Below are 24,069 nucleotides of genomic sequence, written 5' to 3' on the forward strand. Positions count from 1 at the left end.
TGGGGCTTGCGCCATGCAACGCGTGGTTACAGATTTGTGATGTACTCGCGGGCCCGGAAACATCCCGGCATTCGGACCCCTGCCATTTTTTGACGGCTCTTCGTACACCATGACGCAATCCTCTTCCATTTCTCTGAGAACCAAGCTGATCGGGCTGGTGGCTTTCTTCGTTGTCACGCTGCTGGGCGTGGGGGCAATCGGCATGCAGCAGCTGTGGAGCGTGAGCCAGAAGCAGCGCGCGATGTACACCGACACGGTGGTGCCGCTGCGCGTGGTGGTGGACGCTGCGCGGCAGGGCGCCACGCATTTCCGGCGCCTGTACGCCTACATCTACTTCGCCAACCCTGCGCAGCGCGCGTCGGAGCTGAAGTTCAACGAGCAGTCCGAGCAGTCGGTGCTGGACGCCGTGAAGCTGCTGCGCGACGACTCCAAGGACGCCGCGCTGCGTGAGCAGGGCGCCAAGCTGGCCGATACCTGGGCCCGCTACAAAACCGCCGTGGGCAAGATCCAGGAGATGGCCGACCGCGCCGACCCGGCTGCGATGGAAGAGCTTCACAAAGACCCGGCCGCGCTGCATGTCGCCGTGCGCAACATCCTGCTGGAGTCCGCCAAGCGGCAAGAAGAACTGGCGCGCCTGGACACGGAACAGGCCGCGGCCGCCGTCGAGCGCACCTTCTGGACGCTGTCCACCCTCATCGTGCTCGCCATGGTGATCGGCAGCCTGTTCGGCCTGTGGCTGGTGCGCACCATCATGCGCCAGCTGGGCGGCGAGCCCACCTACGCCGCTGCCATCGCGCAGGAAGTGGCCCAGGGCAACCTGGCGGTGCCTGTGCAACTGCGCGCCGGCGACGAGGCGAGCGTGCTGGCCGCGATGGAGGCCATGCGCTCCAACCTGGCGCGCCTGGTGAATGACGTGCGCCACAGCAGCGAATCGATCGCCACCGGCGCCAGCCAGATCGCCATGGGCAACACCGACCTGAGCCAGCGCACCGAGTCGCAGGCCTCCAACCTGCAAGAGACCGCCGCGTCGATGGAAGAGATGAACTCTTCCGTGAAGCAGAGCGTGGACACCATGCAGACCGCCTCCCGCCTGGCCACGTCGGCCAGCGCCACGGCCACCCGCGGGGGCGATGTGGTGCGCAACGTGGTGAGCACCATGGAGGGGATCACGACCAGCTCGCGCAAGATCGGCGACATCATCGGCGTGATCGACTCCATCGCCTTCCAGACCAACATCCTGGCGCTCAACGCGGCCGTGGAAGCCGCCCGGGCCGGCGAGCAGGGCCGTGGCTTCGCGGTGGTCGCCAGCGAGGTGCGATCGCTGGCCCAGCGGTCCGCCAGCGCCGCCAAGGAGATCAAGGAGCTGATCGGCGAGAGCGTGGGCAAGGTCGAGGCTGGCTCGCAGCTGGTGACCGAAGCCGGCACCACCATGGACGAGATCGTGCAGCAGGTGCGCCAGGTGGCCGACCTGATCGGCGAGATCGGCTCGGCCACGCGGGAGCAGGGCCAGGGCATCTCGCAGGTCAACGACGCCGTCACCCAGCTCGACCAGATGACGCAGCAGAACGCGGCGCTGGTGGAGGAGTCCGCCGCCGCGGCCAACAGCCTCAGCACGCAGGCGGCCCATCTCGTGCAGCTGGTGAGCGTGTTCCGCGTGGACCAGAACCCCGCGCAGCCGCGCGGCCCGGGTTTCACCGCCGCCGCGCCGGCGGCGGCACAGCCCGCCGCGGCACCGCTGGCCCGCACCGCGCCGGCCGTGGCACCGGCACCGCTGTCCCGCAAGCTGGCACCCAAGCCGACTGCGCCCCAGCCGGCTGCCCGGCCTGCGCTGCAGCGGCCCGCATCCGCAGCCGCCTCCGCGCCGGCGCCTGCCGCCGCGCCCGCCAAGCCACGGGCGGCGTCTGCTGCGGACAACGACGACTGGGAAAGTTTCTGAGCACGCAGGAGCGCCCGGTGGCCGGGCGCGCCTGACCGTCCGGCAGGGGCTGGCGCTGCTGAAGGGGCATGCGATGATCGGCGCCCGATTCCCGCGTGCGCCCCGGCGTGCGCATCGCCCACCGCCATGTCCGACCTCCATCCTTCCCTGCCCGCGCTGTTTCCCTTCGCGGCCATCGCCGGCCAGCCCCGGTTGTGCCAGGCGCTGCTGCTGGCTGCCATCGACCCGCAGCTGGGGGGCGTCCTCATCGAGGGGCCGCGCGGCACGGCCAAGTCCACCGCGGCGCGCGCGCTGGCCGAGCTGATCGAGGGCGCGCCCTTCGTCACGCTGCCGCTGGGCGCGTCGCTGGAGCATCTGGCCGGCACGCTGGACCTGGAGCAGGCCATGGCAGGCCATGCGGTGCGCTTCGCGCCGGGGCTGCTGGCCAAGGCGCATGGCGGCGTGCTCTACGTGGACGAGATCAACCTGCTGCCCGACGCGCTGGTGGACGTGCTGCTGGACGCCGCCGCCAGCGGCGTGAACGCGGTGGAGCGCGACGGCATCTCGCACCGCCATGCGGCGCGCTTCGTGCTGGTGGGCACCATGAACCCCGAAGAAGGGCAGCTGCGCCCGCAGCTGCTGGACCGGCTGGGCCTGTGCGTGCAGCTCGCCAACGTGGCCGACGTGGCCGAGCGCCAGGCCATCGTCAAGGCGCGCCTCGCCTTCGATGCGGACCCGAAATCCTTCCGCGCGCGGCATGCGCAGGCGCAGGCCGACCTGGCCGCACGCCTGGCCGCCGCCCGCGCCCGCGTGCAGGCCCCGGCCCAGGGGCATGCCCTGCCATGGACCGACGACGTGCATGCCGCGGCCAGCGCGCTGTGCATTGCCGCGCAGGTGGACGGACTGCGTGCCGACCTGGTGATGCTGCGCGCGGCCCGCGCGCTGGCCGCGTGGGAGGGCGCTTCCGCCATCACGCCGCGCCACGTGCAGGAGGTGGCCGAACTGGTGCTGGTGCACCGCCGCAAGCCCGGCGCGGACCCGGCGCGCGCTGCGCCGGCCGCGTCCGCGCAAACGCCCGCGCCGCAACCGCCGCAACCGGCGCAACCGGCGCAACCGGCGCAACCGGCGCAGGCGCCGGACGCCAGCCGGGCCGCCCCGCCATCGCACTCCTCATCGTCGGATGCACCCGGTCCGCACGCCGCGGATGCCGGCGCTGCTTCCGATGCCCGGCAGACCCTGCCCGAAGCGGATTGGGGCGCGCTGCCGCCCGAGCCCGTGGGCCTGGAGCGCGTGGCGGCGGGCACCGCACGGCTGTCGTCGGCCGCTGGGAGCCCTTTCGCAAAAAAAGCCTGAGCCCTCCGGCCGCGCCTGCGCCCGTGGCGTCACGGCGCGGCGACCGGGGGGCGACCCCGCAGCGCAGCACCGGCGCGCCGCCGGGCCTGGCCGCGCACGGCGGGGGCGATGCGCGTGCTGCGGGCGCGGGCAGCTGGGACTGGCCGCGCACCTTGGCCGCGCGCGGCGCCGGCCCGCTGCGCGTGCAGCATCTGCGCCGCCGGCCGGCGCCGGCCCGTGACGGGCGGCTGCATTGCTTCGTGCTGGATTGCTCTGCTTCCATGGCCGCCAGCGGTGCGCTGGCGCGGGCCAAGGGCGTGCTGCTGGCGCTGATGGACGAGGCCTACCGCCAGCGGGACCACGTTGCCCTGGTCTGCTTTGCGGGCACGCAGGTGGAGGTGCGGCTGCCGCCGCGCAAGGCCGGCGCGTGGAACGACGGCTGGATCGCGCCCATCGCGGGCGGCGGCGGCACGCCCTTGGCGGGCGGCGTGGAGGCGGCGGGGCGGCTCCTGGAGCGGGCCGGCAGCGGCCCTGCGCAGGCCTGGGAGGGCTGGCTCTGGCTGCTGACGGACGGCCGCACCCGCGAACAGCCGCCGCGCCCCGGCAGCGCGCAAGAGGCCTGCATCATCGACTTCGACACCGGCCGCATCGCCCTGCACCGCGCCCGCGGTCTGGCCGAGCGCTGGCAGGCGCGGTACCTGCCTGCGGCCGCCTGGAGCGCCGATACCGGTTCAAAAACAGGAGCGTGATGCGCTTGCTAGATAAGGAATTCAGAGCAAAAGATATCTGAATTCCTTGCGTGGAAAGCGCAAGCTGCTATGAATGGCGGAGCGGTCCGCTTTCCGCTTTCTGAACCGGGCCGGCGCGGTCCGGCCCCCGGGCCAGTGGCTCAGTGCTTGTGTTCGCCGTGGCCGGCATGGCCACCGGCCGGTGCGGCGCCCGCGGCCACGCCCCGCGCCTTGGCCTGGACCTGCAGCGTCTCGCGCTGGCCGTCCTTGCCCTCGACCACCAGCGACAGCGGCACCGTGTCGCCTTCCTTCACCTGGGCGGGCAGGTCCATCAGCATCACGTGGTAGCCCCCGGGCTTGAGTTCCACGGCCTTGCCCGCGGGTAGTTCCAGGCCGGGCACGGCGCGCATTTTCATCACGTTGTCCACGACCTTCATCTCGTGGATCTCGGCCACGGGCGCGGCCGGCGTGCTCACCGAGACCACGCGCGCATCCTTGGGCGACACCAGGCGCATGAAGGCGCCCGTGGCCTTCTGGTTGGGCACGGTGGCGCGCACCCAGGCATCCTGCACGGTGACCTGGGCCTGGGCCAGGCCGGCGGCAGACAGGGCCAGCGCGAGGGCGGCGGGGCGGACGAGGGAAGCGATAGAGAAAGCGGACATGGAAGTTCTCCTGAACGGAAAAGAGGAAGGGTTTGCGGGCAAAGGCATGCAGCCTGAGCGGAAGACGGGGCGGTTCGCCCGCGGTTGAGGTTGGGGTGGGCGCTGCAGCGGACTGCCCGGCGCGCTCCAGGCCGTTTCAACCCGCCGTGGGCGGAGCGCGCGGTGGGAATGGCGCGCGCGTGGGCGCGACCGAAGGGGCGGTGGCCGTGGGGCGTGCCACGTGCGACGCCATGGGGTCGCGGCCCGCCTCCCAGTGCGCGGGCGGCGAGGGCGGCGTGGCGGACAGGCACAGAGGGCAGTCCAGCGTGTGATGGCCTGCCGCGGAGGCGCCGGCGATGCCCGCCGCCCCCTCTGCCGTGTGGGCGGCAGCGATCCAGCGGACCTCACCGTCCGCGCTGCACAGCCGCTCCATCGCTGCGGCGGGCCGCAGCACGGGCGCTGCGGAGGCCAGGGCCAGCGACACCATGAACCACGCCAGCGCCAGGCGGGCGAGGCAGCGGGTGGAGCGCAGGGCAGACATGCGCGGATTATGACCGGCGCCCTCCGGCGTCGACCTGCGCCGGCGCAAGCCCCTGGCCGATGGGCCGCGGGAGGTGCCTAGGCAAGCCGCGTTCTCGTCGCATCAAGGGCGGCGGGAAGTGGTGTGGAAAATTATTCTGATGATTCGGTTTGTTCTTGTTTTATTTTCTGTGAATTCGGCGTATCGGTCCCAGCATCGAACCATCTTCTGCCGGCATTGCAGAACAATTTCGCATGCCTACCGCTACTTGCTCTCCCTCCGTTGCGCAGCCCGTCCCCGTCTCGCGGACTTTCGCGCACCCTGTGCGCAACGGCGCCGAGGCGCTGTTAGACACCTTGGTCGCCTGCGGTGTGGACACGATCTTCGGCTACCCCGGTGGCGCGGCGCTCCCGCTGTACGACGCGCTCCATGGCGAGCCGCGCATCCGCCACGTGCTGGTGCGCCATGAGCAGGCCGCGGTGCATGCGGCCGAAGGCTATGCGCGCACCACCGGCCGGGTGGGCGTGGTGCTGGTGACGTCCGGCCCGGGCGTGGCCAACACCATCTCGGGGCTGCTGGATGCGATCAGCGACTCCGTGCCGCTGCTGTGCATCAGCGGGCAGGTGGCCACGGCGGTCATCGGCACCAATGCCTTCCAGGAAAGCGATGCGCTGGGCATGACGCGCCCGGTCACCCGCTGGAACGCCCAGCCGCGCTCGGCCGATGCGATCCCCGTCGCCGTGCGCCGCGCGCTGCGCATCGCGGCCGGTGGGCGCCCCGGGCCCGTGCTGCTCGATGTGCCCAAGGACGTGCAGTTGCAGCGCCTGACGCGCGCCGTGCCGACCGCCTCGACCCTGCCGCTCGAGCGCCGCCAAGCCGTACCCGGCGCGCTGCCGCCCCGCAGCAGCCTGCAGCGCGCGGCCGACCTGCTGTCCACCGCCCGCCGTCCGGTGTTCTATGGTGGGGGCGGCCTGATCAACGCGGGCCCGCAAGCCTGCGAGGCCTTCGCGCAGCTGGTGCGGCGCATGGGCGCGCCCTGCACGCTCACGCTGATGGGTCTGGGCGCCTTCCCGGCGTCGGATGAGCGCTTTCTGGGCATGCTGGGCATGCACGGCACGCTGGAGGCCAACCGCGCCATGCACGCGGCCGATCTGGTGGTCTGCGTGGGCGCACGCTTCGACGACCGCGTCACCGGTAAGCTCGACGAGTTCTGCCCGCAGGCGCGCAAGATCCATATCGACATCGACCCCAGCAGCATCAACAAGACCGTCCGCGTGGACGCGCCCCTGGTGGGCGACTGCGGCGACGTGCTGGCCGCGCTGCTGGCCTTGCCGGACCTGGCCGCGCCCGATCCGGCCCGCCTCGCGCCGTGGTGGGAGCGCATCGCGGGCTGGCGCGCGCAGCGCTGCCTGGCGTTCACGCCGCGTGCCGATGCCATCCTGCCGCAGCAGCTCATGGCGCAGCTGAACGCGCAGCTGGCGGGGCGCGATGCCATCGTGTCCACCGACGTGGGCCAGCACCAGATGTGGGCCGCGCAGTACCTGGGCTTCGAGCGCCCGCGCCGCTGGCTGACCTCGGGCGGGGCCGGCACCATGGGCTATGGGTTGCCGGCCGCCATCGGCGCGCAGATCGCCCACCCCGGTGCGCTCACCGTATGCGTGAGTGGCGATGCGTCGGTGTTGATGAACATCCAGGAGCTGTCCACCGCCGTGCAGCACCGCGCGCCAGTGAAACTGGTGCTGTGCAACAACGGCTACATGGGCATGGTGCGGCAGTGGCAGGAGCTCAACCACGGCAACCGGCTGAGCCACAGCTGGAACGAGGCGCTCCCCGACTTCGTGGCCCTGGCGCGGGCCTTCGGCTGGGGCGCGCGGCGCGTGACGCAGCCGCAGGATCTGGCCCCGGCCCTGGCCGAGTGCCTGGCCGCGCCGGGCCCGTTCTTCCTCGACGTGCAGGTGGCCGCGCAGGAGAACTGCTTCCCCATGATGCCTGCGGGCGTGGGGCACCACCGGATGATGCGCGCCAAGGACGTCTGGTTCGACGAGACGGTCTGACGCCGCGCCGCAACCGGCCAGCGCCGGCCCGGCGCGCCAAGCCCCGGATTAAAAGGCGCCAACATAGGCGCCTGCGTCAGTCGCGCGGCAGGGCGTCGGCCGCATAGCGCGCGGTGAGCCGGCGGCATCCGCCGGCCATCGCCGCGTCCTCCGGCGGCACCGTGGCCCCATCCGATTCGGCCATGCGCAGCATGGTCGCGCAGACTTGCTCGAAGTGGCGGGCTGCCACGGTGTCGCGCGCGAAGTGGTGCCCGTACGCCGCACGGTAGGCCGCAGCCTGGGGCGATTGCTCCGTCAGGGCGTCCAGAAATCTCGCGTAGTCGGTGGCCACAGGAGCTTGGAGCTGGTAGTCCGTCCATGCCCGGAACGCCACCAGCAGGCTCCCCACCAACGCCACCACCGCGATAGGAACGGCCCAGCGGCGCCAGCCGTGTGGCGCCGCAGTGGGGGCGGGTGGGGAAGCGGGGGTATGCACGGACGGGCAGCCTGGGGATCGCGTGGGAATTTGCCAAGTCTACGCGCCGTAGGGCGGGCCTCCCCACCAAAGCCCGGCGTTTGGCTTCCGCGTCTGTCCGGGCGACTGCGAGCCTGCAGCGCGAGGCGAGACCGGACCGCCCAACAAAACAGGCGGCCCGGGGGCCGCCTGTGGTGAAACGACTGTCGCTCGGTCTGTCAGCCAGCCCGGGCGCGCCGTGCTCCGGTCAGTCCGTCGAATTCTTCAGGGACTGCTTGGCCTTGTCCGCCGAGTTCTTCGAGCGGTTCTTGTGGTAGTCCGACTTCACGTTGTTCACGGCCTTGCCGACAGGGCCGCTCTTCTCTGCCTTGTCATCGGCGCGCTTCTGCTCGATCTTGTGTTCAGCGGCGTCCGAGGCCTCGGAAGCGGCCTTGCCCACCTGGGCAGAAGCGGTGCCGGCGGTGAAGACGGCCAGGGTAGCGGCGATGGCGATCAGGGATTTCTTCATGGAACAACCTCCGGATAAGACAAATACGATGGATGCAATCGTGCCTGCAGCCGTGTACCGGGCGTGTCAGCCGATGCCCCACCGCCTGGGCGGGGGCTGCCTCACGGTCGTGCAGGAGGGCGGGCTTTCGGTGCGCGATAGCGAATTGCTATTCCTGCAGGTCATCCACACCGGGGGCTGCTGCGTATGAAGGATTCAACCTGTACCCCGCATGCACGACTCCCACCCCCTGACTGCCTCGCCCGTGCATCCCTCACCGGCCGCATCCTTACCTGACACCGCCGGAGCCGTAGCCCAGGCTGTGCTGCCCGCCGGGTTTCCCGATGCCGCCTGGATCCACGAGCAGGAACGCCTGTTTTTCCTTCGCTCCACCGGCCTGCTCGACAGCAAGGCCAGCGAGGCCTTCGACCGCATCACGCGGCTGGCCGCCGAGCTGTTCCAGGTGCCCATTGCCCTCGTTTCGCTGGTGGAGGACAAACGCCAGTGGTTCAAGTCGTGCGTGGGCCTCGACACCCGCCAGACCGACCGCAGCGTGTCCTTCTGCACCCACACCATCGAGCGGGGCACCGCGCTCATCGTGGAGGACGCGTTGCAGGACACCCGCTTCGCCGACAACCCGCTCGTCACCGGCTACCCCGGCATCCGCTTCTACGCGGGTGTGCCGCTGCGGCTGCCGTCCGGCCATGCCCTGGGCAGCCTGTGCATCATCGATTCCCAGCCTCGCAGCTTCAGCGACCGTGAGCTGCAACGGCTGCAGGACCTGGGCGCGCTGGTGATGGCGCAGATCGACCTGCACCAGATGGCTGGTCGGGTGAACGAGGTCACGCGACTGCCCAACCGCGGCCAATTGGGCGAAGACCTGCAGGAGGCCTGCGCGGCCGAGCCCAGTGCGCCCCGTGTGCTGATGCTCCTCGATGTCATGAGCCATGCGCAACTGCAGGCTGCAGTGCGCGCGGTGGGGGTGGCCCCGCTGGAATCGGCCCTGCGCACCATCGCCACCAAGCTGGTCCAAACCATTCCATCCGATGCGGCGCTCTACCATGTGGGCGAGACCCGCTTCGCCATCGTGCTGGCGGGCGGGGTGCAGGAAGACTTGTCCGACGTGGCCGCCGGCATGATGCTGCGCATGGCAGAGCCCTTCCGCGCCGGCGCGGTCACGGTGCAGCTGGAGCTGCAGGCCGGGCTGGCTCCGTTCACGCTGGTATCCGAGTCATGCCATGACGTGCTTCGGCGCGCCACGGCTGCGCTGTACCAGGCTGGTACGGAGCAGCGGCCCATGGTCTGGTACGGCGAGCAGTTCGACGTACCCCACCGCCGCGCTTACGCCCTGCTGCGCAGCATTCCGTCGGGCTTGATGGCCGGTGACTTCCGCCTGGTGTTTCAGCCCAAGATGAATCTGCACACCGGTCGCGTCACGGCGGTGGAAGCGCTGGCGCGCTGGCGCCACCCCCGCCATGGCGATGTGCCGCCGAGCGAGTTCATCGAGATCATGGAGCGCACGACGCTGATCCACGATTTCACCGAGTGGATACTGCACCGTTCCCTCGAGCAGCTGTCGGTGTGGCGCACCCAGGGCATCGAACTCAGCATGGCGGTGAATGTGTCGGCGCGCAATCTAGAGCATCCCCGCTTTCTGCAGGCGCTGCGCAATGCCTGCGCCCTCTACCAGGTGCACCCGCAGAACCTGCATATCGAATGTACCGAGCATGCCGTGATGACGGGCACGCGCACGGCGGCCACGCTGGAGGCTGTGCGTGCGATGGGGATCGGCATCTCGCTGGACGACTTCGGCGTGGGCTACAGCAACCTGGCCTGCCTGCATTCGCTGCCGGTGCAGTTGCTCAAGCTCGACCAGTCCCTCATCAAGCCCATCGCGACGGACGTGCGCGCGCTCAAGCTCGTCCGGTCGCTGCTCCACATGGGCCACACGCTGGGCTACCGTCTGCTGGCCGAGGGCGTGGAGAGCAAGGAAGTCTTCGACATCCTCAAGCGCGAAGGATGCGATGCCGTGCAGGGCTACTACCTGTCCCGCCCGCTGGAGGCCGAGGACGTTCCGCGCTTTCTGCAGGCCGCGCCCCGGGGCTGACGCGCCCGGGCGGTCAGACGGACGGCTTGTTCGTGCCGGGGTGCATCTCCATGGGCGCGGGTTCGCCTGGCACGGGGTCCTGTCCTGTCGCCGCCACGTGGGGGCCCACGGTGGCACTGGCGGCTGCGCCGCCCAGGGCGCCGGCCACGCCGCCCAGCGTGCCTCCGACGACGACGCCCACGGGCCCTGCCACCGCCACGCCGACGGCGGCACCCGTGGCGGCGCCCGCCATGACGCCGCCGCCCATCAGCACGGACTTGGACTCCCGCGCGGCCTCGTCCGGCGACAGGGCCTGCTGCGCGGCAGGGCGGGGGTCTTGCGAAGGCACGCCGTAGCCGGGCCTGGCCTGTTCCGCCAAATCGGGATCTACCGGTGCAGCAGGGTTGTGGGGGGTGATCGGTGCGTTCATGGGGCTCTCCTTCTCAACAGGGGTGGATGCGGCCGCTCGGGTCGCGGCCGGCTGGTGTCTCTGTTGTAGAAGGGCCGTCTCACCAAAGCCGCCGTCCATCGGGCTCTACGCCTGTCGGACAACGCCCGGTGGCTGCGTCCTACGGCCGTGAGTTCATGACCTGTGTCAAGAAAATGCCCTTGGGATGTTGCTGCCGGTATGGCGCCGCTCCGGCTGAAGCGCCGCGCCGCGTAGTGGGCGGATCCTCTGTCGAAGGTCCGGCGTGGCGTCACTTGGGAAGGCCAGCACTGGTCGACCGCGTGGGTTACGCGTTCTGCAGACGTCAGCGGTCGTGACCTTGGCGATACCGTCTTATTCGTCCTTGAGCGTGACGGTGTCACCGGTCGCCTTCGCCGCGAGTCTGCTGCCCTGCGCCGTCTTGGTGGCGGCGCTGTCATTGCGGTATGAGCGCCTCTTGACGCACGTGGCGGCGGCCCACTTTCCTGGAACGAGGTCCCGGCAGCCAGTCCGGCGGAGGCCGCATTGGCGAGCGCGAACACGGTGAGGGGACGGGGCCTTTAAGGTTTTGAAGGGAAGCATGTCCGATGCGGAGATGCGGAGATGCGGAGGACGGGACGCCTTCGCCTGTTGCTAGGCATCGGCTGCTTAATCAGGTAGCTCCGCGATGGGGCGCCCATCGCTCCTGCGTTCGCAGACAAGGGAGGTGGGCGGACCGGTATGCAGGGAGGGCGGCTCCATCCTCAATGGCTTGGAGCCGAGCAATCGCGCCGAATCAATCACCGCGGGCTCGGAATATCACTACCAAGGGAATGGTACGACACGGCAGAGCTGCGGGGTGGGAAGGACGCGGTGTGAGAGGCCGGCGAGGGCACCCACAACACCAGTTCGCTAAGCGCGGAGTTCAAATCGACAGGGCCGGAATCGCAATTTTGGGCAGCAGCTTTCGCGTGAAATACTTGTCTTGGTAGTAGCGGATCTTGTCGCACTTCACAGGATGCGGAAGACCTTCGTAGAGAAAAACTTCGGTGTCTGGCCCCATAGCCTTAAGCTCCTGCGGCAGCATGAGGGCACGCCGTTCTTCCGATTCGCTGCGACTCGTTTCCCGCCCACGGGTCACGTTCTGCTTACGCACCGTGGTGTAGCCCAACATGTCGGAATAATCGTTGGCGTCTTGCTGCTCCCGCGGCGCGTAGATAATCTGGAGCGCATGGTTGGTGAGCAGCGTGCGTGCCACTTCCTTCCCATAGGTCGCATCGAGTTGGGCCATGCTCTGGATGATGGGCAAAAGCCGCATGTTGTAGCCGGCCATGTAGCTCACGGCGTTGGCAATGATGTCCACCTTGCCGATGCTGGTGAATTCGTCCATCAACAGCAGGCATTGATGCTTCAACTGCGGGTTGTTCTGCGGCAGCTCTTTAGTGTTCACGTTGATGAGCTGGCTGAAGAACAGATTGACGATCAGCCGGCTCTCCGCGAGTTTGTTGGGCTGGATGCCAATGTAGATCGTCATCTTTTTCTTGCGCACGTCGGTGAGGAGGAAGTCGTCCGCGCTGGTGGCGGCGTCCAATATCGGATTGACCCACGCATTGAGCGGCTCCTTAAAGGTGCCAAGAATGGAGGCGAACGTTTCCGCTGCTTGCGACAGCAGGTTGGAGAAAGCCAATCGCGCGTTGTCGCTCAAGAACGGCGCGGCTGCCAGCTCTTCGTATGACTTGCGCAAGTCGGCGCCGTTGCCCGACGACAGTTGATAGATCTGCCCAAGCGTGCGCGCTGTGCGGATCGATTCTGGAATTCCCTGCCTGTCATCGTCCTCCCATTTTTCGAAGAGATACAGGGAGAACGCCAAGAATGCGTTGCGCGCCTGACTGACCCAGAATTTTTGGTCGGCAGCACCGTCCGGATACAGCATGGCCGCAATGCTCATCAAATCAGACACCCGAAAGTTCGGGTCGGTGGAGACATATGTGAGCGGGTTCCAGCGATGCGTCCTCCTATCTTCTGCGAAGGGATTGAAGAGATAGACCTCCTGGCCCTCTTTCGCACGCCATCCGCTGGTGAGTTCGTAATTTTCCTGCTTGATGTCGAGCACTACGACCGATCCGCTGTACTCCAACAAATTCGGAATGACGACACCGACGCCTTTACCGGAGCGTGTCGGCGCCGCAAGAATGACGAATTGCTGGCCCGGCAGGCGAACAAGACGGCCGCCGAATTTACCGACCAAGATCGCATTGGGCGATGGTTTGAACATGGCCTGTTTTGCCAGGTCTGCGCCTGTGGCGAAGCGGGCGTCGCCATGAATCGACTTGGCTTTGGTCCTGACGAGCAGCGCCAGCAGACCTAGCCAGACGAGCGCGGGGACACCAAAGCCGATGTAGCCTGCCCAATGAATCTGCTTCGCAAAGGGGCGATAGGCTGCGAGATCCCGTACCTTCCAGTAATCCAGATACGTACTCCAACTCAGCGCATGGATGTCAACTTTGAGCAGAAAGAGGATAAGCCAGCCAGACAGATAAATCCCTGCAGATAGTGCAAGGGCAAAACACAGGGCTGCGCTAAACAGCTTGACCTTGTTCATCGAATATCACTCATTATTGACAATGCTAACGCAGACCGATTCTTGCGTTGCTAAGCGAACGCCTTTTTGATCGTGGTGCGCTGTCGGGTCCTCGTCAGTAGTGCCAGTCTGAGCATCACTCGAAACTCCTTCAGCCGTTGAATTGGTTTCAAAAATGCATCTGAAGTCTCCTGGAAAATCAGAGCTTTTCACCAATACGCTTCTTCCACGCTATCAAATGGCGCTGGAACTTGCTACCGTACATTGAAATGTGCGGGCTAAGCAATCAAGCGCGGACGCAACGGGCTCTTAAACGCCGGCGATTCATCGGACGCAGAAGCGCGTTTGCCCATGCCTTTGCGGTTGTCGTAAAAGTCCTGCAACCAGTGGTGAGGCCGCAGGTCGTCGATCGAGACGCCTTCGGCCTGGGCGCGCTCACGCAGCACGCTATGCATGATTTCTATGTTGTCCGTGGACGCGGAGATGACCGACAGCGCGTCGTCCATGCCGCGCAGATCGAGTTGGCACACCGAAGAGCTATGCCCCTGCTTGACCAGGAAGCGACGCGAGCGCTCGTCTAGACGGATCACCACCTGATACTCAGACTCGGTAAGCTTCAAGCCGTCGATGTAATCCTTGCGGCTGGCGTTGGGGTTGGGAAGCAGAATCATGGTGGCCGTCTGCTCGATCAACGCGGCGGAGATGTCGCTGCCCAGTGCGTCTTCAGGGCTTTGTGTGGCGAAGATGCCCATGCCATTCTGCTTACGAATGGTCTTTTGCTTGTTCTTTGCGAAGTCCTTGAGGGCACCGCCCCCGTCAAGAATCTTCCAGAACTCGTCCATCACATAGATGAGGCGGCGGCCGTCGATCAGCGCATCGAGACGGTGCAACAGGTAGTTGACGACCGGCACGCGCACCTCCGGATTGTCGAGAACCTCGGTGTAGTCGAAGCCGATGATGTTGGCCTTTTCCAGGTCGATGGTGTCCTTGGGGTTGTCGAACACCCAACCTAGCGAGTTGCCAGCAGTCCATTTGCGCAGTCGGATGAAGAGTCCATCGTCCCCCATGTTGGGCAGACTTTTTTGGAAGTTCGTCATGTTGCGCAGGTGCGCCGGCGTATCGAGCATGGCTTCGACGGCGCGGTAGATTTCTTCTTCCTCCCGAGAGGTGTAGACCGCCTTGCCGGCCAGTACCTTGACCAGATCGCTCAGGAAGTGGATGTTGGCTTCTGTCCGCTCGCAATGGAACGGATTGAAGCCGGTGGGCTGGCCGTTCTCTAACGAAAGATAGTTACCTCCACACGCGCGTACGAAGATCTCGGCACCGCGGTCTTTGTCGAAGAAGAAAATGGTTGGTGCCGGGTCCAGCTTCTGGATCTGGCTGAGCAGGAAATTGATGAGCGCAGTCTTGCCAGTGCCAGACTTGCCGATCACCATGGTGTTGGCAATGGCCTTCTCACCGAACGAGTTTTCACCTGGCAACGTGGCGTGGAAGTTGAAGTAGTAGGGCTGCCCATTAACGGTCTGTAGGGTGGTGACGCAGGCTCCCCACGGGTTGTTGTCGCGCTTGCCGCTCGCGAAATTGTGCAGCGGAGACAGGCCGAGAAAATTGAGCGAACTCACGTTCGCAAGTCGCGTGCGGTACCTCCAATTGCCGGGAAATTGTGCGTAGAACGCGGCGGTGACGGCGAGGTCTTCCTTGACCGAGACGAAGCCAGCATTCGACAGTTCAGCGCGGGTGGTTGCAATGTGCTGGGCCAGCGTTGCCTGATCTGGTGCGTAGAGCGCAATGGTGAAGTGGTACTCGCCGAGCACGAAGTTGCCGGACGTGAGTTGATCCATGGCCTGGTCTAGTTCAATGATCTGACTCACAGCCCTGTCGCCTGAAGAAATCATCATGCCCTTCGTGCGTTCCAACGCCTTCAGCGCGTCGTGCCGCCCCATGGGGCTGAAGGAATGGGTGATGACGTACTCGAGATCGAGGTACTTGAGCCCATTCAAGACGCCGGGGTGCGTGCCGTCAGGGTACTCCTTGATGTTGAGGAGCGCGCCGAAATGGTTGGTGCCGTCAGGCGCGGTGAGCACATAGTCGCCGCTTTTGGCCGAAAAGCGCTGTCGACTGATGGGCAGGTAACGGTAGACCGGTGCCTTCAGTACCGGAACTGGCTCATCGACACGGTTGAGGAGGTAGCCGAGGAATTCGAGCGTTTCAGAGAACACGATGCCGTTCGGCGCCTCATACATGCGCAGGCGAACCGGTGCGTAGTCTTTTAGCACCGCCTCCATGTTGCCAGCGAGTTCGAGTAGCTTGTCGATGGCTTGTTGTTGTTCCGATGCGAGGCGCGAGGTATCGGTAGACCTTTCAACGAAACGTTTGCCGGTCACCACTGGACGATAGATCATCGTCAAGTACAGCTCGTTCTGCATCAGCTTCTGTGCTGAAAGCGCCTGGAAGTAGGCATCGGAAAGCGCTTGGTTGAACGTCTCCTGGAAGCGGCTGGCGTCGTTCACGCGGCGGCGGCGGCGCACGTCATGCACCCAGAAAGCCACATTGGTGAAGTCTGGCGCACGCAGCGTTTGCAGCATGCGGTTGAACGCGTTGTGCTTGTGTTCGATGTCCCATTCCTCGCGGCCGACGAAAGGCAGTCCGTCAAGTCGCCAAGTCAGGAAGAAGTCGCCACCCGTTGTTTTGAGCACTGTTGGGGAGACGTGCGTGGAGATAGGGAGGAACTCGCTGATGGGCGTGTCGGGACTGAAGGGCGACGTGGGCATGGGGTAGCTTTCTATGGGCTATGGCAGGGTGCCCGCAAAGTCTCAAGCAATTTGTTTTTCGGATCAGCGGGCGATGCCGGTCAAGGTCTGTATCCCCACTGGGCGATGATGGCTTCCAAAATTGCCTGATTCGGTACGGTCGCGCCGGGACATCCCATCAGGAATCTCCGGCGTGCCGCCGCCGTGGCCGGTGGGTTGAACTTGGGGCTCCAGACTTGGATGCTGTGAAAGACAGCGATTGGCGCAGCACAGCTGGGACTTGGAGTGCCAAAGCCGGAAACGCTAGCCATGCAGAGAAAGACGGTACAGGGGTCTGGCGCCTGGGCGCGAGCAGTGGCGCTCAGTCCAAGACCCAAAGCCGAAGCCAATGCGAAATTTCCGCAGACAGTACGTAGATTCATGATCAATACTTTCCTGCACGGGTTGAGCTGCCGTGCTTTCTTCCAGACAACTGCGATCAAGGTGGCTCAGTGAGACAAGGCCGGCGCCGCTTGTTGTTGTGCGGGTTGAACCAGCTGTGGTGGCTGCTGGGTCCTGGAGTGGTGCTGGGCTTCCGCAAAGGCCTTGCCGCTTTGCGCAATCGGTGTGTGCATGGCATCTACCGTCTGCACATCAACGACCTTCGAGTGCGCTGTCCCCGGCTTGCCTTGTACGGCGAAGATCTGGCTGTTATCCACACCGCCCAATTGGAGATGGTCGATGCGCGTCAAGCCCGCTCGGTGAGCCGATACCGCGACCGCAGCAGCGGCGTTATCGGTCAATTGATCAGACGTGCGGCCAAACTGTGCGTCGACCTTTTGCAAAGCGCTCTGGGCCTGCTTGAACAACGGACTGTCTTGAATTTGTAGATCTTGCTGCGATTTCGACAACGGTCCGTCAGCAAGCTTGGCACCGAGTGCCTTCAAAGTGGCTGGGCCCGCTATTCCATCTTCTTTAAGATGGTGGTCGTGCTGGAAGGCTTTAATGGCATGTCGGGTGTTGGCACCCATAAGACCGTCAGCCACAATAGTCTTATCGTTGCTGCCTGTGTAACCCAATTCGGCGAGCTTGGTTTGAAGCTCCTTCAAATCGGCGTCGTAAATCTTGCCGCCTTGCTGAAGCCTTCCTGGATGAATCGCTTTCAGGGCAGCGTTGATGTCCGGATCGTTGGCCGATTTGGAGGGATCGAAGTTCGCATCGCTCACTTTGGTCTGTGCACGACCGAGTGCGGCGGCCTTTTCTGGGTCGTTGTAGGCATTCTTGTAGTTTTCCGCGATGGCCGCAGCTTTCGGGCCGTCGTAAGCGCTGTACCTGTTCTTGATCTCGTTGGCCTTTGCGAGCACGTCATCGTAGTCTCCACCGTCCTTGAGGACTCGCTCGAGCTTTCTCATTTGGGACGGCATCTGGTTTTCCGTCTTTGCCAGAATGGCGATGGTTTCCAGGCGACGGTCAGCAGAGATGTTCTCTCCATATTTGTCCAGCACGTCCATGGCGGACTGCGTCGCGTTCTTTACCTGCGGAAAATCGATGTTCTTATGAATCCACTGCTGGCCTTCCGAGGAAGACGCCCAAGCATTGATGCTGTCGCGGGTGTCCTTATCGATATAGACCAGCGGCGTGTGGGGATCTGCCCTTCGGTTTTTGCCTTCGCCGATGAAACGCTGCCCGTCACCGTGACTCAACAGGTCTTCCCTCAGTTTCGCCTTGTCTTGAGTGAACGGAAGGCTATGTGCCTGGGCATACTTCGCGGCTTGGTCCACAACGGCATCCACGTAGGTAGTCTCGCCGGGCTTGAGGGCGGCACCAGAGACCGCGCCGAGCGCCCATGTACCGCGCTGACCGAAGTCGACTTGAATAGTGCCGAGCGAGTAGCCGCTATTGTCCCGAACCGAGTCAACATTTCCCCAATTGGGCTCCGACTTGTTGACCGTCACACCGGCAATGGACAAGTGAAAAGAGGACGCACCTCCCTCGGTGCCGCGACCCACAACGAAATAAGTGGCTCCAGCAACCGCGTTGACATCGCGAGTATCGATGTGGGTGGTGCTGGCAGTGTTCTCATCTTGATTGGCCATGGGCTACTCCATTGTTAACAAGTTGCGACTAACGGACTACCGATCGTTTGCGATCGACAAATACTCTTCCAGAACATTGGCGCGTTCGCAGAGGCGGAAAATCTCTTTCTGCATGACTTGAAAACTACTCACCGTCTCGCTGCCGTAGAGTGATGACTCAAAGGTTTTGCTGGTGTTGTGCAAATCAAGCCAGGCGCGCTCGGCGCGGACCAGAGTGTCCTTGGCCGCGCCGCGCTGCTTACTGAGCAGCGATTTGTAAGCAGCGTTCAATCGCGCGTTTTGTAGTTTCTTCTCCGCAGATTGACAGGCGGCGAGAGCAACGTTGTCTGACTCCGCTTTTTCAACGCATCCATAGAACACATTGCTAATGCCTGTAGGCGCTTGACGTTTGATGACCTGAGCAGTGCTTTCATACGCCAGGGCGCCAGAGCCATACGCAAAGAGTGCGAGGCTGAGGAAGAACATTCTGGTTGCTGTTTTCACTGGATACCACCTCGATAGGCGAAAGGGTTGAAAGAAAGTGTTTGCTCAGTTTCACGAGTAGCGTCACCCGATCCGTCCCAGGCGGAGCCGCCAGGACGATGGAGAGGTCGCTCGTGGTCATGCTGATGAGGTGGACGATGCCACCATCAACGCAAGGTCACGCCTCAGACCGACATGCTCGGCTGCTGCTGCTGCTGCTGATGTGGCTGCTGGATTTGATGTGACAACGCAAATTGCGCTTGCTCAGCCTTGTTCAGCGCCTGGACATAGCTGATGGAGCTGTCTTCAATAGGGGTGTTCATGGCTTGCACGGTGGGCACATGGACCACCTTGGCGTGCGCCGTGCCTGGCGCACCCTGCACCGCAATGAGCTTGTTGCCGTTCTCACCCAGGGCCACATGATCGATCTGCTTGAAACCTGATTGACAAGCCGCTGCAGCCAACGTGCCGGCAGCATTGCAGGTGCGCTGGTCGGATGCAATGCCGTGTTGGGCATTGATCTTCTCTATCCCTTTAAGGGACTGCATGTAGAGTCCGTTGCCGGGGTGTTCTGACTGGCTCATGCTGCCGAACCACGACCCCGGATGCACGACCTTGTCAATGATGCGGGAGGCGCCTTCGCGTCCCGCGTCACGGGCGCGTTCCAGTGCGTCACCGGCGCGTTCCAGTGCCTCTCCTGCCCGACGAGCACCTGTCCCTATCCTATCGCGTGCTGCGTCATAGACCTGGCCTGCGGCCTGGCCCACTGCATTGATGCCATGGCCGACGGTCTGGCCGGCCTCGATGCCTGTCTGCAAGGGAAAGGATGCAATGGAGCGGGCATTGTGCAAGTCATCGCGGTAGCGGTCGATCATGCTGTGATGGGCGCTGTAGCGTGCCACGTTCTCCGGCGAAATGATCGATTGGCCCAGCAGCTTGCTGTTGGGCACGAAATTGTCGATCGAATGCGCATCAAAATCAGTAGCAGCTATGGGGTTACGCGCACTGAGAGCGCCGCCGCCGTCGCGGTAGCCGGCCGCGCCTAGCGTGTCGATATCTTGCTGGACTGCGTAGACACGCACCTCGCCAAAGTGCGAACTGGCTGCGCTCACCGGGTCGCCCGCGCGAATGTGATTGATGACTTGGTGGCCGCCTTCCGGAACGCCATGCACCAGCCCGGCTGCACCGTAGGCGTTGAAGGTTTCGCCTTTCAGGCCGAATTTGTGCGCTTCCAACTCGGCCAGCGTGCCACCCAGCGAATGGCCGGTGACGGTGACATTGAATGGCTTTCCGCTTTCCAGTGCCTCGGCCTTGGCTTGCGCCAGCACCTTTGCCGTGAAAGCTGAGGCATCGGCCGCTTGTGCGTTGACGCCCGCCAACGCCATGCCGGCATCGACGCCCCCGTCGCGCAACGGTTCGCGATCAAATTCGGTGCCGCGATAGCTGATGATGAATTCACCCGTATCGACTCGCTCGTAGGCCGTTGCCTGAAAGCCCGTTCGGGGGTTGTCGACATGGTCGGCGGTTCTATACGTCACACCACCCAGGATGACTTCCTCTTCGAGCTTATGACTGTTGTACGAATCCTGTGCCAGCAGCGCGTAATCCGTCGACTTGATGGTCATTGGAAATTCTCCTTGGCAGAGAGCGATATAGAGAAGGTGTTCGCCGGATCCTTGAATTCGGCCCGGGTTGCGTTGCCGCTGCTGACACGTGGACGGTCGCTTTTTGGTGCCTTGGCGTGCTCGCTGACAAAAGAAATATTGTTGAAATATCGCGCAACTGATTTGCCAGCCAGCACTTCATCCAGGGAGATGGAGTGAGCAAAAACCAGGTCTCCAACTCGCAAACCGAAGTTAACGAAACGCATGGACCAGCGGCAAAGGCCCTGCCCGAAGTAGTCCTCGTCCGTCAACAGGTCAACATAGATGTCGCCCTTGTATGACGTGTCGCTCAGTCTGCGCAAGGACACCGGTACATTCTCTCTAGGAGTCAACGTCGCACCACTGAAAGGGGTGAGCGGTACGCAAGCACCGTTCGTCACTTCATAACCAGTGAATCCATCGACGGAGTCAAATGGCCCTGGAGCGCCTTCGATGGACAAGGTGATTTCATAGCGCATCTTCGGATGCGGATTGAATTTGACATCAGGTTTCTTCATGGGCTTTCCAAGCGCAGGGAGAGTGAAGGGTAAAAGACTGAAAAAAGTAGTGGCGAAGCGGCGCCTCATGTCAATTTCACTTTCAAGGTGCATTGGTTCCGCGGGAGCAATCGAACTTGGGTAATTTGATCGGCCGCATGAATCATGTTGAATTAATAGCTGCCGACTCCAGGCGGAGCAAAAAATTTTGCGCAGGCGCGTCTGGCCCTGGAAATACCTTCATGCCTAGTCCAATCTTCATCCCCAACATGGCGGAATTTGAGGCCTTATAGGTCTTTATCGACAATTTTGAGCTAACGGATACGAACTGGGGGACTGCATGCGCTGTAGTAGGTTTCGCAGTTCTTGTCTTTCTCTTTGCACTTTTGCATGCCCGCAATAACCACCTCGCTCAGCGTCGCATCAGCTCCCCGGTAATACCCTAAATCACCGATCGTGAACGCTGTGCAGCCGTTTTTATAGGAAATTTCGGACTGGCATTTGATGCCGCCTCGAGCTTTGCAATCGTTCAATGCACTCTGCTGCGCAGCGTATTCACTTTGCAGTCCAGTGGCGACGCCCAGTATGCCTTTGGGTCCATCGAATGCAACTGCTCCCCAGCGGTCCTCCCACAAAGGCACTGGAGCGCTGGGCGCTTGCTGTTGTCCGCCGCCGCTCGTGGCGCTGTTACTAGGAATAGGAGCACATCCTGCTGTCGTGCCACCACCAATTGGGTAGTAACCTGCCGGGCAGTTACCCTCGGCGCGCACGCCCATGCTTAGGTAACAAAGAACAAATAGCACACTGAATGAGTTGATGCGATTCATGTGCTAGCTCCTGATTCGCGTTGATGAGTTTTGATCGTGTCGGAGGCGGGGGCTTGAGCACTAGGGCGGCTGTACGCCTGGACGCCTGATGTTGGCGCATCGCGTGTAGAGACCGGCGACGACGACGCCCCTGCCCCGAACCCACCCCAAGACCCGGGCGGCTGCCCCTGCGGCCCAGGGCGGTTCACGGAACCGCCGCCATTCACCTGTGCATAGCTCATGAATTGCCCCAACGTGCCCCCAAAGAACGCTGCGGCCATCGGCGGTGTACTCACCAACAGCACGGTCATCAGCAAGCCAATGCCCCCTTGCTGCAAAGCCTGGTTCGTAAAACCCTCAGCATTCGCTCCGGTGATCGCGTTGATCACCGTGGATGCCCACATGGCAGCAGCCACCCGCAGCGTCAGCTCCAGCACGATAGACACCATGAAGTTGAGCACGGCAAGCGAGAACAGCGTGGCCAACCCATACATCAGCCAGCGGTGAAACATCGGTTTGGTCGGTTCAAAGATCAGGCAAAGTATGAACAGCGGACCCAGCCCGATGAACAGGGCCATCGCCACCTTGTACATCAGCAGCATGGCGCCAGCCGTCATCGGCGGGCCGGCCACACCTAACAAAGCGATAAGCGATGCACGGCTCTGGGCGTTGGAGCCCGCTGCATCGTCCGGCGGAACCGGGATCGCTTCGATTGCTCCCATCGCGAGCTGGGTGTACGCCAGATTACGGTCGATGTTGCTGCTGGGCGATTCGTCGGAGCCGGTGACCAGGGTGTTGATGTTGCGAGTCAGGTCTTCACCAAAGAACTGCTGCAAGTCCAACGAGCCGATCGCCATGACGGTGGCCGCCGCGACGATGACGGCCACGCGGCCCATGTCGCTGACCATGCCCATCATCGAATCTCGCGAACGCCCGGTGAGGATCCGAAAGCCCTGGACGATGATCCATACGGTCAGAAGGGCAAGCGCGATTGAGGTGGCGAATTGCATTGATCGGCCCACAAAGCCTGAACCGAATGTATCGATCTTGTCCGTTAGCCAAGAGTAGATGAGCGCGTAGTAAGTGAATTCCATGATCTTCGCTCGGACGCTTGCTCAACGAAAGGCTGCGGCGAATGCTGCGGCTTGTGTGACGCCCCCCAGCAGCGATGGTTTACCCCGGAGCGACGCCCTGGCGAGAATGGACTGCTGGTCCTCCAGCGTCTTCAGCAGCGTTTGATACGAAGCCATATTGGCAGCGTAATTCTCCATCTCTACTTTGAGTTGTGCGTCTGTCTGCGTTGTGTCCAATATCATTCGCTGGGTGTTGCCGTTGGAGTTGGCGCTTCCAGTCAGCGAGTTAATGAGATTGACGAATTTTTTCAGTTGACCGTCATAGACGGTCAGGCGATTGGCACGCTCGACGCTCTCGTTGTACATCCTGACTTTGAGCTTCGTGGTCATTACGCAGAGGCGTTGAGAGTTCTGTAGAACTGGCCCTTTCAAGTCGATGCCGGTCACTGCGGAGAGAACATCGGAGACCATGTTCCCAGCGCCCGGGCAGGCTTGTTCCGCTAGTCTTTCCTCGTCAAGTCTTTGAAGCGGCTGCTGCGGAAGCAGGCTCTGCATGCTCAAGCCGGAGATGGTCGAGACCATTTGCTGATAGGCCGCGATCTGCCTTTGGTATTGCGCCAACGTTTCGCCCCACCGCTTCGCCTGCTCCGCGTACTCGGCAATCTGTTTACCCACGCCGATCGTGTCATTCACGATGACCTGTGCGCCTGAATGGGTCGATGCACTAATGGCCGCCACGGCCAAAACGATCCGAGCGGCAGCCACTTGCACTCGTTGGATCTTGACTTGTTTCATGGTGGCTCCGGCTCTTAGAAGTTGTCTTTGGATTGCCCGCGATAGACATTGGGCGTGAACACCCACATGCCTTCATGCTGCTGGATGTTGCGCATGCGGGTGCGGAACTGCAGACGCAGCCCGAGCAGCCGGAAAATCAACTCGTCGCGCTTGGCCATCAAGCGCATGACCAGGATCACCACAGGGATCAACGCCAAGAAAAGCAGATCGAAGTACATCGCCAGCAACATGCATCCGCCAGCGCCTATGAAGAAGGGCACATAGGGCACGCCCATGAACATGGGCGGGCGGGTGCAGCCACGAAACATCGGGTTCTTATGCATAGCGACCGATGGCCTCCACGAGACCGGCGAAGCGGGTCAGGGGCTCGGTCATCAGGCTCGCACCGGTGCAGCCAGAGCCCGCTTCGCTGGTATTGGTAGCGATGAGCATGTTGGCAATCTGCCCGGCGGCACCGATCAGGAGCCCGCCGATGAACACCGGCGCCACGTCGCCAATGCGCTTGTGTGCGAAAGCGATTTGGTAACCCGAGAAGATGACGGCGATAGTGACCACGATGATCGACACCGCATTCAGCAAGGTCTTGACTTTGCTAAGTACACCGCAAGTAGCACTGGTGAGGTCACCGGTGCCGACCTGCGCCATGGCCAAGCAAGGAAAAATGATCAGGGCTGCTACGGCGGCACCGCGAAGCACTTGTTGGTGGGAATAAGCGATGTGACCGCGTGACGAGGAGGCGTTAGGGTGACGTTGCATAGTGGATT

At 63.5% G+C, this 24,069-nt stretch carries 21 protein-coding genes; 5 read left to right on the forward strand and 16 right to left on the reverse strand.

Annotated elements, in window-relative coordinates; translation table 11 throughout:
* Positions 1-109: 109 nt before the first annotated feature.
* The 3 genes from QE399_RS11285 (at position 110) to QE399_RS11295 (ending at position 3,996) form a co-directional block, all read left to right on the forward strand.
* On the forward strand, positions 110-1,936 hold the full coding sequence (locus QE399_RS11285; RefSeq protein WP_309828808.1) for a methyl-accepting chemotaxis protein: 1,827 nt from the start codon (positions 110-112) through the stop codon (positions 1,934-1,936).
* Positions 1,937-2,062: 126 nt separating this feature from the next.
* Positions 2,063-3,268: a magnesium chelatase ATPase subunit I gene (locus QE399_RS11290; RefSeq protein WP_309828809.1), complete on the forward strand. Its 1,206-nt coding sequence runs from the start codon at positions 2,063-2,065 to the stop codon at positions 3,266-3,268.
* A gap of 23 nt (positions 3,269-3,291) precedes the next feature.
* Positions 3,292-3,996 carry a vWA domain-containing protein gene (locus QE399_RS11295; RefSeq protein ID WP_309828812.1) on the forward strand — a complete coding sequence of 235 codons (705 nt, stop codon included), beginning with the start codon at positions 3,292-3,294 and terminating at the stop codon, positions 3,994-3,996.
* Positions 3,997-4,136: 140 nt separating this feature from the next.
* On the opposite strand, the gene QE399_RS11300 is transcribed toward QE399_RS11295, so the two are convergent.
* Positions 4,137-4,637, reverse strand: coding sequence for a copper chaperone PCu(A)C (locus tag QE399_RS11300; RefSeq protein ID WP_309828815.1), 501 nt, complete (start codon positions 4,635-4,637; stop codon positions 4,137-4,139).
* 136 nt (positions 4,638-4,773) lie between these two features.
* On the reverse strand, positions 4,774-5,157 hold the full coding sequence (locus QE399_RS11305) for a DUF2946 family protein (RefSeq protein ID WP_309828817.1): 384 nt from the start codon (positions 5,155-5,157) through the stop codon (positions 4,774-4,776).
* Positions 5,158-5,390: 233 nt separating this feature from the next.
* Here QE399_RS11305 and ilvB point away from each other — a divergent pair, with 233 nt between their 5' ends.
* Entirely contained in the window at positions 5,391-7,190 is a 1,800-nt protein-coding gene (gene ilvB, locus QE399_RS11310) for a biosynthetic-type acetolactate synthase large subunit (RefSeq protein WP_309828819.1), read from the forward strand.
* Positions 7,191-7,266: 76 nt separating this feature from the next.
* Here ilvB and QE399_RS11315 read toward each other — a convergent pair whose 3' ends face one another.
* On the reverse strand, positions 7,267-7,665 hold the full coding sequence (locus tag QE399_RS11315; RefSeq protein ID WP_309828820.1) for a hypothetical protein: 399 nt from the start codon (positions 7,663-7,665) through the stop codon (positions 7,267-7,269).
* Between the two features lie 226 nt (positions 7,666-7,891).
* Complete coding sequence (locus QE399_RS11320; RefSeq protein ID WP_309828822.1) at positions 7,892-8,152, reverse strand: hypothetical protein; 261 nt, start codon at positions 8,150-8,152, stop codon at positions 7,892-7,894.
* A 211-nt stretch (positions 8,153-8,363) separates the two neighbouring features.
* Here QE399_RS11320 and QE399_RS11325 point away from each other — a divergent pair, with 211 nt between their 5' ends.
* On the forward strand, positions 8,364-10,238 hold the full coding sequence (locus QE399_RS11325; RefSeq protein WP_309828824.1) for a putative bifunctional diguanylate cyclase/phosphodiesterase: 1,875 nt from the start codon (positions 8,364-8,366) through the stop codon (positions 10,236-10,238).
* 13 nt (positions 10,239-10,251) lie between these two features.
* Here the strand turns inward: QE399_RS11325 and QE399_RS11330 are convergent, their stop codons facing one another.
* From QE399_RS11330 to QE399_RS11385, 12 genes are all read right to left on the reverse strand, one after another.
* Entirely contained in the window at positions 10,252-10,647 is a 396-nt protein-coding gene (locus QE399_RS11330) for a hypothetical protein (protein WP_309828826.1), read from the reverse strand.
* A gap of 901 nt (positions 10,648-11,548) precedes the next feature.
* The gene (locus QE399_RS11335) at positions 11,549-13,225 is read right to left on the reverse strand and encodes a type IV secretory system conjugative DNA transfer family protein (protein ID WP_309828828.1); all 1,677 of its coding nucleotides are present in this window, start codon (positions 13,223-13,225) and stop codon (positions 11,549-11,551) included.
* Positions 13,226-13,482: 257 nt separating this feature from the next.
* Positions 13,483-15,975, reverse strand: coding sequence for a VirB4 family type IV secretion/conjugal transfer ATPase (locus QE399_RS11340; protein WP_309828830.1), 2,493 nt, complete (start codon positions 15,973-15,975; stop codon positions 13,483-13,485).
* Between the two features lie 467 nt (positions 15,976-16,442).
* A complete protein-coding gene (locus QE399_RS11345) occupies positions 16,443-18,029 on the reverse strand; it encodes an XVIPCD domain-containing protein (RefSeq protein ID WP_309828831.1) in 1,587 nt (528 codons plus the stop codon).
* Positions 18,030-18,065: 36 nt separating this feature from the next.
* The gene (locus QE399_RS11350) at positions 18,066-18,494 is read right to left on the reverse strand and encodes a lysozyme inhibitor LprI family protein (protein WP_309828833.1); all 429 of its coding nucleotides are present in this window, start codon (positions 18,492-18,494) and stop codon (positions 18,066-18,068) included.
* A gap of 182 nt (positions 18,495-18,676) precedes the next feature.
* Positions 18,677-20,116 carry an XVIPCD domain-containing protein gene (locus QE399_RS11355; protein ID WP_309828835.1) on the reverse strand — a complete coding sequence of 480 codons (1,440 nt, stop codon included), beginning with the start codon at positions 20,114-20,116 and terminating at the stop codon, positions 18,677-18,679.
* On the reverse strand, positions 20,113-20,652 hold the full coding sequence (locus QE399_RS11360; RefSeq protein WP_309828837.1) for a hypothetical protein: 540 nt from the start codon (positions 20,650-20,652) through the stop codon (positions 20,113-20,115). The genes QE399_RS11355 and QE399_RS11360 overlap by 4 nt, the downstream gene beginning before the upstream one ends.
* Before the next feature lie 293 nt (positions 20,653-20,945).
* A complete protein-coding gene (locus QE399_RS11365; protein ID WP_309828840.1) occupies positions 20,946-21,458 on the reverse strand; it encodes a DUF4189 domain-containing protein in 513 nt (170 codons plus the stop codon).
* On the reverse strand, positions 21,455-22,531 hold the full coding sequence (locus QE399_RS11370; protein ID WP_309828843.1) for a TrbL/VirB6 family protein: 1,077 nt from the start codon (positions 22,529-22,531) through the stop codon (positions 21,455-21,457). The genes QE399_RS11365 and QE399_RS11370 overlap by 4 nt, the downstream gene beginning before the upstream one ends.
* Positions 22,532-22,552: 21 nt before the next feature.
* Complete coding sequence (locus tag QE399_RS11375) at positions 22,553-23,305, reverse strand: hypothetical protein (protein ID WP_309828845.1); 753 nt, start codon at positions 23,303-23,305, stop codon at positions 22,553-22,555.
* A 14-nt stretch (positions 23,306-23,319) separates the two neighbouring features.
* Positions 23,320-23,628, reverse strand: a complete 309-nt coding sequence (locus QE399_RS11380) for a VirB3 family type IV secretion system protein (protein ID WP_405043549.1) — start codon at positions 23,626-23,628, stop codon at positions 23,320-23,322.
* Positions 23,621-24,061 (reverse strand): TrbC/VirB2 family protein, encoded by a 441-nt coding sequence (locus QE399_RS11385; RefSeq protein WP_309828849.1) that lies wholly within the window; start codon positions 24,059-24,061, stop codon positions 23,621-23,623. Before QE399_RS11385 ends, QE399_RS11380 begins: the two co-directional genes overlap by 8 nt.
* Between the last annotated feature and the right edge of the window lie 8 nt (positions 24,062-24,069).

Origin of the sequence: Paracidovorax wautersii, from assembly GCF_031453675.1 — a bacterium.
GTDB lineage: Bacteria > Pseudomonadota > Gammaproteobacteria > Burkholderiales > Burkholderiaceae_C > Paracidovorax.

Coding starts and splice junctions, on each gene's coding strand:
- QE399_RS11285 (WP_309828808.1), top strand. CDS start 110: ATGACGCAATCCTCTTCCATTTCTCTGAGAACCAAGCTGATCGGGCTG.
- QE399_RS11290 (WP_309828809.1), top strand. CDS start 2,063: ATGTCCGACCTCCATCCTTCCCTGCCCGCGCTGTTTCCCTTCGCGGCC.
- QE399_RS11300 (WP_309828815.1), bottom strand. CDS start 4,637: ATGTCCGCTTTCTCTATCGCTTCCCTCGTCCGCCCCGCCGCCCTCGCG.
- QE399_RS11305 (WP_309828817.1), bottom strand. CDS start 5,157: ATGTCTGCCCTGCGCTCCACCCGCTGCCTCGCCCGCCTGGCGCTGGCG.
- ilvB (WP_309828819.1), top strand. CDS start 5,391: ATGCCTACCGCTACTTGCTCTCCCTCCGTTGCGCAGCCCGTCCCCGTC.
- QE399_RS11320 (WP_309828822.1), bottom strand. CDS start 8,152: ATGAAGAAATCCCTGATCGCCATCGCCGCTACCCTGGCCGTCTTCACC.
- QE399_RS11325 (WP_309828824.1), top strand. CDS start 8,364: ATGCACGACTCCCACCCCCTGACTGCCTCGCCCGTGCATCCCTCACCG.
- QE399_RS11330 (WP_309828826.1), bottom strand. CDS start 10,647: ATGAACGCACCGATCACCCCCCACAACCCTGCTGCACCGGTAGATCCC.
- QE399_RS11335 (WP_309828828.1), bottom strand. CDS start 13,225: ATGAACAAGGTCAAGCTGTTTAGCGCAGCCCTGTGTTTTGCCCTTGCA.
- QE399_RS11340 (WP_309828830.1), bottom strand. CDS start 15,975: ATGCCCACGTCGCCCTTCAGTCCCGACACGCCCATCAGCGAGTTCCTC.
- QE399_RS11345 (WP_309828831.1), bottom strand. CDS start 18,029: ATGGCCAATCAAGATGAGAACACTGCCAGCACCACCCACATCGATACT.
- QE399_RS11350 (WP_309828833.1), bottom strand. CDS start 18,494: ATGTTCTTCCTCAGCCTCGCACTCTTTGCGTATGGCTCTGGCGCCCTG.
- QE399_RS11355 (WP_309828835.1), bottom strand. CDS start 20,116: ATGACCATCAAGTCGACGGATTACGCGCTGCTGGCACAGGATTCGTAC.
- QE399_RS11360 (WP_309828837.1), bottom strand. CDS start 20,652: ATGAAGAAACCTGATGTCAAATTCAATCCGCATCCGAAGATGCGCTAT.
- QE399_RS11365 (WP_309828840.1), bottom strand. CDS start 21,458: ATGAATCGCATCAACTCATTCAGTGTGCTATTTGTTCTTTGTTACCTA.
- QE399_RS11370 (WP_309828843.1), bottom strand. CDS start 22,531: ATGGAATTCACTTACTACGCGCTCATCTACTCTTGGCTAACGGACAAG.
- QE399_RS11375 (WP_309828845.1), bottom strand. CDS start 23,305: ATGAAACAAGTCAAGATCCAACGAGTGCAAGTGGCTGCCGCTCGGATC.
- QE399_RS11380 (WP_405043549.1), bottom strand. CDS start 23,628: ATGCATAAGAACCCGATGTTTCGTGGCTGCACCCGCCCGCCCATGTTC.
- QE399_RS11385 (WP_309828849.1), bottom strand. CDS start 24,061: ATGCAACGTCACCCTAACGCCTCCTCGTCACGCGGTCACATCGCTTAT.